This is a genomic window from Gordonia mangrovi (assembly GCF_024734075.1).
Taxonomy (GTDB): domain Bacteria; phylum Actinomycetota; class Actinomycetes; order Mycobacteriales; family Mycobacteriaceae; genus Gordonia; species Gordonia mangrovi.
Genome location: NZ_CP102850.1, coordinates 2,118,282 through 2,131,395 on the forward strand (window position 1 = coordinate 2,118,282; position 13,114 = coordinate 2,131,395).

Consider the following 13,114-nt stretch of genomic DNA (forward strand, 5'->3'; position numbering starts at 1 on the left):
AAGTCATGAGTACCCCCACCTGGCGTCGCCTGTCCAAGACCACCGGAATCGCGGCCGTGACCGCCGCCGTCGCGCTCACCGCGGCGTGCGGATCCGGTGACAGCACCGAATCCTCCGGCTACACCGGCGCGATCGGCCCCGTCGATCTCAGCCAGAACTGCCCCGCGAAGGTCGTGGTCCAGACCGACTGGAACCCGGAGGCCGAACACGGTCACCTCTACGAGCTGCTCGGACCCGAGCCGAGCTTCGACGCCGGCAGCAAGCGTGTGATGGGCCCGCTGTTCGACCGCGGTGAGTACACCGGCGTCGATCTCGAGATCCGCGCCGGCGGACCGGCGATCGGCTTCCAGTCGGTGACCTCGCAGATGTATGCCGACCCCGACATCATGCTCGGTTATGTCGACTCCGATCAGTCGATCCAGAACTCGCAGTCCAATCCGACGACGGCCGTGATGGCGCCGCTCGACATCAGCCCGCAGATGATCATGTGGGACCCGGCCACCTATCCGCAGGTGCAGAGCATCGCCGACCTGAAGGCCATCGACGCACGTGTCCTGTACTTCGAGGGCGCCACCTACATGAGCTATCTGACCGGCGCCGACATCCTGTCGGCCGATCAGGTCGACGGAAGCTACGACGGCACCCCCGCCAACTTCGTCGCCGACGGCGGCAAGGCCGCACAGCAGGGCTTTGCCAGCGCGGAGCCGCAGCTGTACGAGGAGGAGGTCGACGGCTGGAAGAAGCCGGTCGACTTCCAGCTGGTGCACGAGGCGGGCTTCCCGAGCTACAAATCGGCGGTGGCCGTCCGCTCCGGTGACCTCGAGGAGAACTCCGCCTGCCTCGAGCAGCTGGTGCCGGTGCTGCAGCGCGGCGTGGTCGACTACATGGCCGATCCGGCCGCCGCCGACGCGGTCATCCTGGACGCCGTCACGCAGTACAACACCGGCTGGGTCTACACCCAGCGCAACGCCGACTACGCCGTCGAGACCATGCAGAATCTGCAGCTGGTCGGCAACGGGGACAACGGCACCGTCGGCGACTTCGACGCCACCCGGGTGCAGCGCGTCATCGACGTGACCACACCGATCTTCGACGAGCAGGGCACCCCCGTGGCCGAGGGCCTGACCCCCGAACAGGTTGCGACGAACCAGTTCATCGACACCTCAGTGAGCATGCCGTGAAGTCCGCACCGCTGCTCGCCACCCCCTCCGACGACGGACGGCCCGAGTTCGGACCCGACGACGTCGCCGCGCTCGCCGACGATCTGCTCGCCATCCTGGGACCGCGCGGCGTAGGCACGCTGCCGCGCGCCCTGGAACGGGCATCGCGCGACGGTTCGGCGATGAGCCCGATCCTGTCGGCCCTGGACCTCGGTACCCCCGATCTGGTCTGCTATCCGCGGACCGAGGACGTGGTCCCGGCCATCATCCGCGCCGCCGTGAAGCGCGGTGTGCCGGTGACCACCCGCGGCAAGGGCACCGGCAACTACGGTCAGGTCGTCCCTCGCTTCGGCGGACTGGTGCTCGACATGACCTCGCTGACCAAAATCCATGGCATCACGGAACATTCGATCAGCGCGCAGGCCGGCGCCCGGATGATCAATCTCGAGCAGACCGCATGGTCGCACGGCAGTCAGCTGTGGATGTACCCGTCCACGGTGCAGTCCACCCTGGGCGGCTTCCTCGCCGGCGGGTCGGCCGGCACCGGCACCATCGTGCACGGCCGCAACCACCAGGGTTGGGTGGAATCACTCGACGTGGTGTTCGGACACGAGGACGCCGAGATCACCCATCTCGAGGGTGACGACGCGCAGCCGCTCGTGCACACCTACGGCGTGGCGGGCATCATCGTGGGCGCCTCGGTGCGGGTGGAGCCGCTGCAGGACTGGCGGTGTGTCTACGCCAGTTTCGATTCGCAGGGTGAGGCCTTCCGTGCGGCACACCAGGTGTCGACGATCGAACCCAAGCCGCGGCTGCTGTCCGCGGACGGACCGATGATCGTCGACGCCCTGCCCGACGACCCGGCGTTCGTCAAGGGCCGCGCCAACGTCCGCGGCATCATCGACGCACGTGCCCTCGACGAGGTCACCGATCTGCTGGTCAGCGCCGGCGGTCGGATCGAGGCGGTCCGCGAGGGTATCGCCGAGTCGATCAAGCTGTCCACGCTCTCCTACAACCACCCCACCTGGTGGCTGATGAAGGCGCAACCGAACAAGTGGTTCCACATGGAATGCCTCGGCGACGCCATGGCGACCCGGTTCGAGGACGTCGAGCAGGTCTACGAAGGCGGCACGGTTCACCTCGAAGCGGGTTACGGCGAGATGTTCGGGATGATCAACGGGATCTTCCGCAGTCCGCAGCAGATCGTCGACGGTGTCCCCGCGCTCGAGGAACTCGGCATCGCCGTGCATTCCCCACATCAGTGGTACGTGGATCTCGACGCCGAGCGGGTGGCTGCCCTCGCGGCGCAGACCGATCCGAAAGGACTGCTCAATCCCGGACGGTGGATGTGATGACCCGGCGCTATGCCGAACTGACCACCGCCCAGGTCGCGACGGCGTTGTCGCGGGATTCGGTGCTGGTTTTGCCGACCGGTGCCATCGAGCCGCACGGACCGCACCTGCCGCTGGCCACCGATCTGATCATGGCCGAGGCCGTGTCGGAGGCGGTGGTGGCGCGCGGCGCCGCTGCCGGACACGACGTGTGGCTGCTGCCCGCGCTGGGCTACACCAAGTCCGACGAGCATGCCCTGCTCCCGGGCACGATCTGGCTGCGGGCCTCGACCCTGCTCGAGACCCTCGTCGACATCGGTGCGTCGATCGCGCAGACACCGGCGCGGCGGCTGCTGTTCCTCAATGCGCACGGCGGCAATTCGGCGCTGCTGGAGGTCGCCGCACGGGAGCTGCGCCGGCGCTTCAATCTGCAGACGTTCTTCTCGTCCGGACGGGCGCAGCCCGGCCCCACCGAACGGGGCCTCGGCATCCATGCAGGCTGGGCGGAGACGTCGATGATGCTGCATCTGCGTCCCGACCTGGTGCAAATGGACCAGGCCGAGTCGAAGGTGGCCGACGCGGTCGCCGACACCACCCATGTGGGCTTCACCAAGACCGTCAAGTTCGGTTGGCTCTCCACCGATTTCGACGAGTCCGGGGTGATCGGCGATCCGACCGGCGCGGACGCCGGCATCGGTGAGAAGCTGTTCGAGGAGCGAGTCGAGGCGTTGGTGACAGCGCTCGACGACATCTCCACCTTCAATCCAGGAAGAGTGCACTCATGATCACGAGTAGTGCCGAGTTCGGCACCGATTGTGCCGTCGACGATTACCTGACGGTCGACCCGATGCTGCTGCTGCAGCAGTGGCTGCCGTCGCCCTACACCCCGCCGGCGCTGATGTCGCTGGCCACCAGCGGACGGGACGGATACCCCCGCGTCCGGCACGTGTTGCTCAGCGAAGCCGACGACACCGCCGTCTACTTCCACACCGACAGCCGGTCGTCCAAGGTGGCCGAGCTCGCCGAACATCCGCGGGCCGCGATCGCCCTCGCCTGGCCCGGTGTCGGACGGCAGATCGTCGCGCACGGCGACGTCCGCCTCGCGCCCGACGACGAGTTGCGCGATGCCTACGGCAAGCGCACCCGCTATCTGCAGCTGCTCGCCTGGCTCAACGACGACGAGTCGGTCGCGCTCTCCGCCGACGAACGCCGCCGCCGGTGGGCCGAATTCGACACTTCGAATCCGAAGCTGGAGCAGCCGTCCACCTGGACGGGCTTTGCGATCGACCTGACCGAGATCACCTTTTGGCGCGGCGATCCGGACGGCCCGTCGCAGCGCACCCGGTTCCGGCGAGACGGCGACGCCTGGACATCGGAGGTCCTGCCCGGATGACCGCGGCGACCTACCACAACGCGCTGGTGTTGCCGGTGACCGGCGATCGGCCCTGGTTCTGGGGCTGGTTGTCGGTCGACGACGACGGCCGGATCTCCGGGATGGGCGAGGGTACGCCGCCCGCCGACGCCCCGCTGCCGCATCACGATCTGGAAGGTCGTTTTCTGGCACCGGGTTTCGTGTCCGCGCACAGCCACATCTACACCGGCGGCATGCGCGGTGTCGCAGCCAGCAGTCCGCTGTATGAGTGGGTGTCGCTCAACAGTCAGATGTTGCTCGGCGCCGAGGCCGAGGACCTGTACTGGATGACGCTGGCCGGCGGTCTCGATCATCTGTCGTGTGGCATCACGTCGGTGTACAACTTCACCCAGTCGCGGGTCATCGCGATCTTCGACTACGAGAAGTCGGTGCTGCGCCCGGAACGGGTGCACACACCGGAGTTCGTCACCCGTCAGGTCGACGGTCTGGCCGCATCCGGGATCCGGTTCGTCACCAGTGTGCGGCTCGACGACGAGCAGCTCGCCGAAGCGGATGCGTTCGCCGGGTTCGACGCGGTGATGCAGCACCTGGACACCGTGCCGACCGACCAGAATCTGGGTGGCTCGGTATACGGCGCGGTGCAGTGGTCGTCGTCGGCGGTGACCGCCGAACGTGAACGCGCGCTGATGAATCGCTACGCCATCACCAACCAGGCGCACTTCGTGGAGACCGCTGAGCAGATCGACATCCAGCAGGCCAAGTTCGACTGGTACGACGCCGCCGGCGTCTTGGGCCCGAATTTCGCGTTCGGCCACTTCGTGCATCCCACCGATCAGATGGTGTCCCGGGTCCACGAGACCGGTTCGTCGGTGGTGTGGCAGCCGATGTCCAACGGACGGCTCGGGTCCGGTATCGCCGACATCCCCCGCCTGCTGCGTGACAGGATCACCGTCGGCGTGGGCGTCGACGACCAATCCTGCACGGACGTCTCGGATCCGTTCGAGAACATGCGCACCGGACTGTTCCTGCAGCGCGGCCTGCACAGCGACCCCACCATTCTGACACCGGCCGATGTGCTCACACTGCACACGATCGGATCGGCAGCTGCCATCGGCGTGGCCGACCGCGTCGGTTCGCTGGAGGTGGGCAAGTTCGCGGATCTGCTGGTGGTCGATCCGTACTCCCCGCACTCCGGACCGATCTGGGACCCGGTCGCGACCTATGTGCTGGGGTGTGGGCTGCGGAACCTGCGTGAGGTCATCGTCGGGGGTGCGTCGGTGTGGAGGCGCGAGGCCGACCATCCGCTGCGCGCGCAAGCCGATGACGAACTGACACAACGTATGATCGCCTCGGCCGCCGCGTCGGGTATTCACCCCGCATGGCCGCCTGCTCGGAAGGAGAAGTAGTGTCCGACGCACCCGTTGTTGTCGATGTCGAGAGCCTCGTGGGCTACAAGATCAGCCCAGACGACACCGTCACCCTCGCGGTCCTGTCCGGCCCGACGACCTCTGGGTCGGATACCACCGTGTGCCTGGAGATCTGGGAGCCGTTGGGTGCCCAGCCACCCAATAGTCACGCCGAGTCCACGGAGACATTCGTGATCGTGGCCGGGGAAGGTGTCGCCTACTCCGACGAGCACGAGCGGCCGGTGTCGGCGGGCACGGTCATCGTGTTGCCGAAGGGCTCGGTGCACCGGATCGTCAACTCCTCGGCGACCGACAAGATGTATGCGATCACCGTGATGGAACGCGACGGAGGGTTCGAGGACCTGATCCTGCGTGGCACACCGGTGACGCTGGCCGCCGAGGACCGTGAGGTGGTAACCCGGATGCCCGTGTCATGAGCCGGCAGAGGCCAGGATCGTCGTCAGTCAACAGGCGAGGCGGGGCCCCGCGCTGAGCGATCGCGGATCAGGACAGTCCGCCGGCAGTCCCCGGGGAGTTATCTGACCGAGTGGTGCCGCGGCCGTAGTCGGTGCCGGTACCGGTGGCGGTCGCGGTCGCGGTGATGGTGCTTGCGCCGTCCTGGCCGGCCGTCGTCCCGGGGTCCGCCGCCGCGGCGCCCGCGCCCATCAGCATGAGACCGGATATCGCGGCTCCCAGGATGATTGCCTTCAGCGGGGCGCGTCGCTTCATGATGTGTACCTTCCGAGCTGTTTCGACCGAGATTGTCGCCACAAACAGAATCGCGGGGCAATGTGAAAACTGGCTGAGAACCCCATGTGCTTTCTCATCGAATGCGACAGGTTGCACTGCGCCGTCCCTCACAGCGGGCATCCATATCGACACCGAGTTGTCCACGCCTGACTGGTATTTCACCAACTCGTACTCTGTGTTGTGCCAATGACGTTGCACCACTGAATTATTCGTCCAGTAGCCAGACGACGTTGTCTTATCAGGACAGTCCACTGCCCCGGCCCACGCGATCGGAGTGGACCGCAGTCCCGTCGTTGGCGCTGTCCCCGCAGTCGCGTCGTTGCCGCCGCACGCGCCCCTGTGTAACGCCGCACCCATCGTTGCGCGATGCAACAACTACATGGTCACCGAAATCGAGCCCAGGTTCCGGTGGCGTCGGCCGACTCCGCCACGGTCGCCCCGACCTGTCGGACCCCTCCCCTATGGTTCAGACATCGAGATACACCGCGACGGTCGTCGTACGGGGACGACGAGGCCGCACTGCCGACGTCGCACGCCTGACGAGAGGAGAAGCCATGCGAGACTTCGATTTCGACGGATCAGTCGACGATGCCTGGCGTGCGTTCCGCAACGACCTGGCCGACCGCGCCGCCCAGCTGCGCATCGGCGACGAGCACCATCTGGAGCAGACCCAGGGGTTTCCCGACGGTCCGCACGGCACCCTGACGTTCACGCTCACCCGTGCGCACCGCATCCGCTGCACCGCGCACGTCGTCGACCTGCACACCACTCCGGACATCCTCGCCGAGCAGCTCGACGCGCTGACCGCGGCCGGCTGGCGGCTGTTGCGCGATGGTCGGCTGATCATCGAGGTCAACCGTCGACAGGTCGACCGGTTGGCGCAGGTCGCCGTCGATGCGCTGCGCGAGATCTGGGAGGTGGTGCACCCGGCGTTCCTCGAGGGCGACGCACCGCCAGCGCCGGAAGCCACCATCGCCGTCGGTGCCTACCCCGTGTCGCGCGAGCATCTGCTGCGGTTGATCGTCGGGGCACTCGAGGACATCGCCGGGCGCCGCATCACCCTCGACGCCGACGGTGACGTCCCGCTGCCCACCGGTTCACTGCCGTCGTGGCTGCGGGTGCTCACCGAGGAACCGACCATCGAGTTCGTGACGACGCTGGTCGACGACGTGCCCGACGCCGCGGCCGCCGCGCAGTTCGTCGCCACGGAGTCGGTGCGCTGGCCGGGTATCACGCTGGTCCTGCACCAGACGTCGCTGATGGCATTCCAGTCCGTGCCGATGACCGCGTTCCACCGGGAGAACCTCGTCTCGGCGGTCGGGCACTGGCTGCAGTTCACCGCGGAGTCGGCGCCCGGCATCATCACCGCAATCGCCGGCACCGCACGCGACACCGCGCCGCATGGCGATGCGCTGCCCGACCCGCTGCAGACGCTGATCGTCCTCGACGAGGACGGCTCCGGCCTGGACGCACACCAGGTGGCGACGATCTGCCGCCACGACCAGTCCGCGATTCTCGGGTACATCCGCACCAGCCAGGAGCAGTACCTGGAGTGGATGAAGTCGGCGGCCGAGGCCGACCTCGCCGACGACGCGGACGAAGCCGCCGCCTGCCGCCGCGAGGAGCAGGCGTGGCGGACGACCACCGAGAAACTGCGGGCAGCGCTGCGGCTGGTGGTGCTGCGCGGGGACGGCGATGTGCCGTCACAGCAAGTGCGGTGAACGTGTCGGAAACCGGTACGTTCACCGCAGTCAGACGTCAGCGAGGCTGCTGCGGCGGATGATCAGCTCCGGCTCCAGCAACACCGACTCCGGGGACTTACCGGCGAGCACCTCCAGCAGCAGCCGAAGTGCCTCCCGACCCATTTCATGCATGGGCGACCGGACCGTGGTCAACGGCACCGCACCTCCCTCGGCGAGCGGGGTGTCGTTGTAACCGACCACCGCGACGTCGTCGGGAACGCGAATACCCTTGTCACGCAGCACTCCGAACGCGCCGAGCGCGGCGAAGTCGTTGGTGGCAAAGATGGCGTCGGGCACCGAACCGGTGGCCAGAATCTGCTCGATGGCCGCGCGACCGCCGGCCGGGTCGAATCCGGAGTAGACGATGCGATCCCCGGGGACGTGAACACCGTGGTCCGCCAACGCCTCGACGAGCCCGCGGGTGCGGTCGACGGCGGTCGATGCGAACTCGAGGCCGGCCAGCACGGCGACGTCGCTACGTCCGGTCTCGGCGAGATGCTGCCCCGCCAGCCGGCCGCCCCGCACATCGTCGACCGTCGCGGCCGGGTAGTCGCCGGAACGTCGTGACGCGAGCGTGAACTTGAGTCCCTGGTTGTGCACCTCGTCGAGGAATTCGTGGTCGAGATGGGCGTCGCCGAAGATCATCCCGTCGACCCGCCGGTCGATCATCATTCGTGTGCGGGCCCGCTGATTCTCGGTGGTGTCGCGGGAGTTCGTGACGAAGGTCGAGAGCCCGGCCTCTGACGCCGCCTCCTCGATTCCTTCGTAGATCGTCGCGAGTACGTAGTCCTGAAGGCGCGGCACCAGCACGCCGATCAGCCCGGACTTGCGGGTCCGCAGGCCGGAGGCCTGTGGGTTTGGCGAGTATCCGTGTTCGCGGGCAAATGCCCGAATCCTGGCGACCGTGTCGGGCGATCCCCACCGCAGCGCGGCATCGCCCTCGGTGTTGAGCACCCGCGACACCGTCGACGGACTCACACCGAGTTCCGTCGCGATCATGCGCAACGTCAACGGCCCTCGTGTCACGGTCACCCGCCCTCCTCGTCCGGTCGACGCCATCAGACTACAGCCGCGGCGTGTTACGAACCGGTTTACACAAACGTTTGACCAAAGATACACAAACGATTGCGTCAAACGTTTGTGTAGTGCTTTACTCGATCGCATGCTTCACCCCCACCCCACACCTCGAGCCACCCGATATGGTGCGTCTCAGCCCGTCGGCGGTGCGCGATGACCCGCGTTGTCGTCATCGCCACCGGCGGCACCATCGCGTCGGAATCCACCGGCGCCGGCGTCGTCGCGACCCGGACCGCCGCGCACCTGCTCGACACGGCGACCATCACCGGCGTACAGGTCGAGACCATCGACCTGATGACGGTCGGCTCCTATCGGATGTCGCTGCATCACCTGCGCATGGTCAGTGACGCGGTGGCCGACCTGCTGGACCGCACCGACGACCCGGTCGACGGCATCGTGATCACCCACGGCACCGACACGATGGAAGAGACGGCGATCCTGCTCGACCTCGTGCACGACGACCCGCGGCCGGTGATCCTCACCGGAGCACAGCGTGCCGGCGATGCCGGCGACGGCGACGGCCCGCGCAACCTCACCGACGCAGTCCGGGTGGCCGCATCGCCGGACACCCGCGACCTCGGCGTGCTGATCGTCTTCGGCGGGCGCATCCTGCCCGCCCGCGGTACCCGCAAGGTGCACACCACCGCCCTGGACGCCTTCCGATGCACAACCGGAAGCCGCGTCGGCGACGTCACCGACCGCGCCGTCACCGTGGCCGCCGTGCCCCGGCGCCCCAAACCGCTGCCCCGCCCGACCGCCGATCTCGACCACACCCGCGTCGATCTCGTCGAGACGTACCCCGGCGCCGACGACACGCTCATCCGTGCTGCCGTCAAGGCCGGTGCCACCGGGATCGTCATCGCCGGCACCGGCATCGGCAACGCCAATCCGACGATCGTGCAGACGGTGAACGAACTCGTGCACAACGGGATTGCCGTGGTGCTGTCCACCCGCGTGCCCGAGGGCCCCGTCTGCGGGGTCTACGGCAACGGCGGCGGCGCCGACCTGGTGGCCGCAGGGGTGCCCGCGGCATCGGGACTGCCAGCCACTCAACTACGAATTCTTCTGGCTCTCTGGCTGTCTCAAAGCCGCAACGAGTCGCAGTCGATCACCTCGATGATCGACACCCACGCAGATAACAAGGAGGACTGAATCATGGCAAAAGAGATCTTCGTGGCCTTCGGCATCGACGTCGACGCGGTCGGCGGGTGGCTGGGCTCCTACGGTGGTGAGAACTCGCCCGGCGACATCTCCCGCGGCGTGTTCGCCGGCGAGGTCGGTGTGCCACGGCTGAACAACCTGCTCGCCAAATACGACCTGCCGGCCACCTGGTTCTGGCCCGGACACTCGGTGGAGACCTTTCCCGAGCAGTTCGACGCCGTCGTCGCCGCCGGCCACGAGATCGGGTTGCACGGCTACAGCCACGAGAACCCGATCGCGATGTCCCGCGAGCAGGAAGCCGAGATCCTCGACCACTGCATCGATCTCATCAGCACCCGCACCGGCACCCGCCCCACCGGCTATGTCGCCCCGTGGTGGGAGTTCAGCAAGGTCACGAACGAACTGCTCGTCGAACGCGGCATCACCTACGACCACTCGCTCATGCACCGCGACTTCGAGCCGTACTACGTGCGCGTCGGCGACTCGTGGACCCCGATCGACTACGACAAGCCGGCCGCCGAGTGGATGAAACCCCTTGTACGCGGGCAGGAGACCGACCTCGTCGAGATCCCCGCCAGCTGGTACCTCGACGACCTGCCGCCGATGATGTTCATCAAGGGCAGTCCCAACAGCCACGGCTTCGTCAACCCGCGGCACATCGAGGAGATGTGGCGCGACCAGTTCGACTGGGTCTACCGGGAGAGCGATTACGCCGTCTTCACCTTCACCATCCACCCGGACGTCTCCGGACGCCCGCAGGTGCTGCTGATGCTGGAACGCCTCATCGAACACATCAACTCCCACGAGGGCGTCACCTGGGCGAACTTCAACACCATCGCCGAGGACTTCAAGAAGCGATCCCCACGCAACTGACCTGACGTCATCCGACGTCGCCCCGCCGACTCGACGACGCGCCGGCACCCCATCCATCCGAACACCAAGCAAGAGAGCACCTCTCATGTCTCAAGCACACATCTCCCGGACTCCGGGTTTGCGGCGCGTCACGGGTAAGGAGACCCGCCGCGCCTCCGGCATCGCGTTCTTCGCGTGGACGATCGCCGTCTACGACTTCATCCTGTTCGGCACCCTGCTGCCGCGCATCGAGGAGTCCTTCGGCTGGACCACCAGCCACGCCCTCCTCGTGTCGACGCTGGTCAGTGTCGGCACCGCCGTCGTCGTCCTGCTCGTCGGTCCGATGGTCGACAAACTCGGCCGCCGCAAGGGCATGATCATCTCGGTGGGCGGTACCGCCGCGTCGTCGGCGGCCACCGCGGCCACCTTCGGTGCGACGTCGCTGATCGGGGTGCGCTCCATCAGCGGTCTCGGCCTGGCCGAGCAGTCGGTGAACGCCACCTACCTCAACGAGCTCTACGAGCTCACCGAGGACGAGAAGATCAAGAAGCGCCGCGGGTTCGTCTACTCGATGGTGCAGACCGGTTGGCCCGCCGGCGCGCTGCTCGCCGCCGGGTTCGTCGCCGTGGTGACCGCGGTGTTCGGTGCCGACTCCTGGCGCATCGCCTTCCTGCTGGCCACCATCCCGGCCGTGATCGTCGCCCTGGTGTGCCGCACGCTGAAGGAGAGCCCTCAGTTCGAGGCGCAGGACGCCATCAAGAGACTGCGTGCCGCCGGCAAGCACGCCGAGGCAGCCGAACTGGCCGCCGCCACCGCGACGGTCGAGCAGACCTCGGCACCGTTCAGGCGGATCTTCACCGGCAAGCACCTGCGCAACACCGTCGTCCTGTCGGTGGCGTGGCTGCTGAACTGGTTTGCCATCCAGACGTTCTCGGTGCTCGGCACCACCGTGCTGGAGAAGGGCAAGGGTATCGACGCATCGAGCACCCTGATCCTGGTGGTGCTGTCGAACCTGGTGGCCGTCGCCGGCTACCTGGCACACGGCTGGGCGGGTGACCGGTTCGGTCGCCGCAACACCATCGCCGTCGGCTGGACGCTGTCGGGTCTGTTCTTCGGCGCCATGTTGCTCGGACCGTCGAGCCAGATCTTCGTGCTCATCACCTACATGATGGGACTGTTCTTCCTGCTCGGCCCGTACGCCGCGATCATGTTCTTCCAGGCCGAGTGCTTCGACACCGACTGCCGTGCCACCGGTAGCGCGTTCATCGGCGCGATGTCGCAGCCGGGCGCCATCATCTCCGGCTTTATCCTCACCGGCCTGACCGCCGCCTCCATCGGCTACTCGACAGCCGCACTGTGGGTGGGCGCGGTGGGTGCGATCGCCTCGGCGGTCGTGGTTCTCGGCGCGCACAAGGTGGCCGACGACACCCCCACCGACAACCTGCAGCCGGCCCCGGCCCCACTGGGTGCCACCGACTCGGGAGCACCGGTATGAGTGAACAGCCCGTCGCCATGATCACCGGCGCCGCATCGGGTATCGGCGCCGCCACCGCGGTGTGCTTCGCCGAACGCGGTATCCGGGTGGGCATCGGCACCTTTCCCGGCGACCCGCACGACCCCGAGACCACCCTGCGTGACGTGCACGACGCCGGCGGCGAAGGGCAGATCGTGGAGGTCGACGTCCGGTCCACCGACTCTGTCGACGCCTTCGCCGAGAAGCTGAGGTCGGAGTGGCAGCGCCTGGACATCGCCGTCGCCAACGCCGGCATCCTGCGTGAGGCCGACTTCGGCAACCTCACCGACGAGCAGTGGCACGACATGATCGACGTCGACCTGCACGGCGTGATGCGCACGGCGCGGGCCGGTCTGCGGCATATGGGCGAGGGCGGCTCGGTCACCGCGATATCGTCGATCGCCGGTGGCGTGTACGGCTGGCAGAATCATGCCCACTACGCCACCGCCAAGGCCGGTGTCATCGGCATGATGCGTAGCCTCGCGGTGGAATACGGCCCGCGCGGCATCCGCGCCAACGCCATCATCCCCGGCCTCATCCGCACCCCGCAGTCCAGCGACGCCAAGAACTCGCTGGGCCCCGAGGGGCTCGACCGGGCCGGTGGCTACATCCCGTGGGGCCGCGTCGGCCATCCGCGGGAGGTGGCCGAGGTGATCGCGTTCTTGTCCAGTCCGCAGGCGTCCTACGTCAGCGGCCAGGCCATCGTCGTCGACGGTGCGCTGACCGTGGCCATGCGGGATTGAGAGGAGT

Annotated in this window: 13 protein-coding genes; 11 read left to right on the forward strand and 2 right to left on the reverse strand. The window is 67.4% G+C overall.

Annotated elements, in window-relative coordinates; genetic code table 11:
- Window positions 1–5 precede the first annotated feature (5 nt).
- Genes NWF22_RS09670 through NWF22_RS09695 form a run of 6 tightly spaced genes read left to right on the forward strand, consistent with a single transcriptional unit; the run spans window position 6 to window position 5,706 of the window.
- Window positions 6–1,181, forward strand: coding sequence for a substrate-binding domain-containing protein (locus NWF22_RS09670; protein ID WP_160901516.1), 1,176 nt, complete (start codon window positions 6–8; stop codon window positions 1,179–1,181).
- Window positions 1,178–2,512: an FAD-binding oxidoreductase gene (locus NWF22_RS09675; RefSeq protein WP_160901517.1), complete on the forward strand. Its 1,335-nt coding sequence runs from the start codon at window positions 1,178–1,180 to the stop codon at window positions 2,510–2,512. The genes NWF22_RS09670 and NWF22_RS09675 overlap by 4 nt, the downstream gene beginning before the upstream one ends.
- On the forward strand, window positions 2,512–3,276 hold the full coding sequence (locus NWF22_RS09680; RefSeq protein WP_160901518.1) for a creatininase family protein: 765 nt from the start codon (window positions 2,512–2,514) through the stop codon (window positions 3,274–3,276). Before NWF22_RS09675 ends, NWF22_RS09680 begins: the two co-directional genes overlap by 1 nt.
- Window positions 3,273–3,884 carry a pyridoxine/pyridoxamine 5'-phosphate oxidase gene (locus NWF22_RS09685; protein WP_160901519.1) on the forward strand — a complete coding sequence of 204 codons (612 nt, stop codon included), beginning with the start codon at window positions 3,273–3,275 and terminating at the stop codon, window positions 3,882–3,884. The genes NWF22_RS09680 and NWF22_RS09685 overlap by 4 nt, the downstream gene beginning before the upstream one ends.
- On the forward strand, window positions 3,881–5,269 hold the full coding sequence (locus NWF22_RS09690) for an amidohydrolase family protein (RefSeq protein ID WP_160901520.1): 1,389 nt from the start codon (window positions 3,881–3,883) through the stop codon (window positions 5,267–5,269). Before NWF22_RS09685 ends, NWF22_RS09690 begins: the two co-directional genes overlap by 4 nt.
- Window positions 5,269–5,706 carry a cupin domain-containing protein gene (locus NWF22_RS09695; protein WP_258321374.1) on the forward strand — a complete coding sequence of 146 codons (438 nt, stop codon included), beginning with the start codon at window positions 5,269–5,271 and terminating at the stop codon, window positions 5,704–5,706. Before NWF22_RS09690 ends, NWF22_RS09695 begins: the two co-directional genes overlap by 1 nt.
- A 67-nt stretch (window positions 5,707–5,773) precedes the next feature.
- On the opposite strand, the gene NWF22_RS09700 is transcribed toward NWF22_RS09695, so the two are convergent.
- Window positions 5,774–5,998 carry a hypothetical protein gene (locus NWF22_RS09700; protein ID WP_160901522.1) on the reverse strand — a complete coding sequence of 75 codons (225 nt, stop codon included), beginning with the start codon at window positions 5,996–5,998 and terminating at the stop codon, window positions 5,774–5,776.
- A gap of 575 nt (window positions 5,999–6,573) precedes the next feature.
- Between NWF22_RS09700 and NWF22_RS09705 the strand changes: the two genes are divergently transcribed.
- Complete coding sequence (locus NWF22_RS09705; protein ID WP_160901523.1) at window positions 6,574–7,740, forward strand: TY-Chap domain-containing protein; 1,167 nt, start codon at window positions 6,574–6,576, stop codon at window positions 7,738–7,740.
- Between the two features lie 30 nt (window positions 7,741–7,770).
- Here NWF22_RS09705 and NWF22_RS09710 read toward each other — a convergent pair whose 3' ends face one another.
- Window positions 7,771–8,760 carry a LacI family DNA-binding transcriptional regulator gene (locus tag NWF22_RS09710; RefSeq protein ID WP_160902137.1) on the reverse strand — a complete coding sequence of 330 codons (990 nt, stop codon included), beginning with the start codon at window positions 8,758–8,760 and terminating at the stop codon, window positions 7,771–7,773.
- Window positions 8,761–8,991: 231 nt separating this feature from the next.
- On the opposite strand from NWF22_RS09710, the gene NWF22_RS09715 reads away from it, so the two are divergent.
- The 4 genes from NWF22_RS09715 (at window position 8,992) to NWF22_RS09730 (ending at window position 13,107) form a co-directional block, all read left to right on the forward strand.
- A complete protein-coding gene (locus NWF22_RS09715) occupies window positions 8,992–9,990 on the forward strand; it encodes an asparaginase (RefSeq protein ID WP_160901524.1) in 999 nt (332 codons plus the stop codon).
- A 3-nt stretch (window positions 9,991–9,993) separates the two neighbouring features.
- The gene (locus NWF22_RS09720) at window positions 9,994–10,872 is read left to right on the forward strand and encodes a polysaccharide deacetylase family protein (RefSeq protein ID WP_160901525.1); all 879 of its coding nucleotides are present in this window, start codon (window positions 9,994–9,996) and stop codon (window positions 10,870–10,872) included.
- Between the two features lie 85 nt (window positions 10,873–10,957).
- On the forward strand, window positions 10,958–12,346 hold the full coding sequence (locus NWF22_RS09725; RefSeq protein WP_233751021.1) for an MFS transporter: 1,389 nt from the start codon (window positions 10,958–10,960) through the stop codon (window positions 12,344–12,346).
- Window positions 12,343–13,107 carry an SDR family NAD(P)-dependent oxidoreductase gene (locus NWF22_RS09730; protein WP_160901526.1) on the forward strand — a complete coding sequence of 255 codons (765 nt, stop codon included), beginning with the start codon at window positions 12,343–12,345 and terminating at the stop codon, window positions 13,105–13,107. Before NWF22_RS09725 ends, NWF22_RS09730 begins: the two co-directional genes overlap by 4 nt.
- Window positions 13,108–13,114 lie beyond the last annotated feature (7 nt).

What these genes read in the sequence shown, in the direction of transcription:
- NWF22_RS09670 (WP_160901516.1), top strand. Translation starts at nt 6, where the DNA reads ATGAGTACCCCCACCTGGCGTCGCCTGTCCAAGACCACCGGAATCGCG.
- NWF22_RS09680 (WP_160901518.1), top strand. Translation starts at nt 2,512, where the DNA reads ATGACCCGGCGCTATGCCGAACTGACCACCGCCCAGGTCGCGACGGCG.
- NWF22_RS09685 (WP_160901519.1), top strand. Translation starts at nt 3,273, where the DNA reads ATGATCACGAGTAGTGCCGAGTTCGGCACCGATTGTGCCGTCGACGAT.
- NWF22_RS09690 (WP_160901520.1), top strand. Translation starts at nt 3,881, where the DNA reads ATGACCGCGGCGACCTACCACAACGCGCTGGTGTTGCCGGTGACCGGC.
- NWF22_RS09700 (WP_160901522.1), bottom strand. Translation starts at nt 5,998, where the DNA reads ATGAAGCGACGCGCCCCGCTGAAGGCAATCATCCTGGGAGCCGCGATA.
- NWF22_RS09705 (WP_160901523.1), top strand. Translation starts at nt 6,574, where the DNA reads ATGCGAGACTTCGATTTCGACGGATCAGTCGACGATGCCTGGCGTGCG.
- NWF22_RS09710 (WP_160902137.1), bottom strand. Translation starts at nt 8,760, where the DNA reads ATGATCGCGACGGAACTCGGTGTGAGTCCGTCGACGGTGTCGCGGGTG.
- NWF22_RS09715 (WP_160901524.1), top strand. Translation starts at nt 8,992, where the DNA reads ATGACCCGCGTTGTCGTCATCGCCACCGGCGGCACCATCGCGTCGGAA.
- NWF22_RS09720 (WP_160901525.1), top strand. Translation starts at nt 9,994, where the DNA reads ATGGCAAAAGAGATCTTCGTGGCCTTCGGCATCGACGTCGACGCGGTC.
- NWF22_RS09725 (WP_233751021.1), top strand. Translation starts at nt 10,958, where the DNA reads ATGTCTCAAGCACACATCTCCCGGACTCCGGGTTTGCGGCGCGTCACG.
- NWF22_RS09730 (WP_160901526.1), top strand. Translation starts at nt 12,343, where the DNA reads ATGAGTGAACAGCCCGTCGCCATGATCACCGGCGCCGCATCGGGTATC.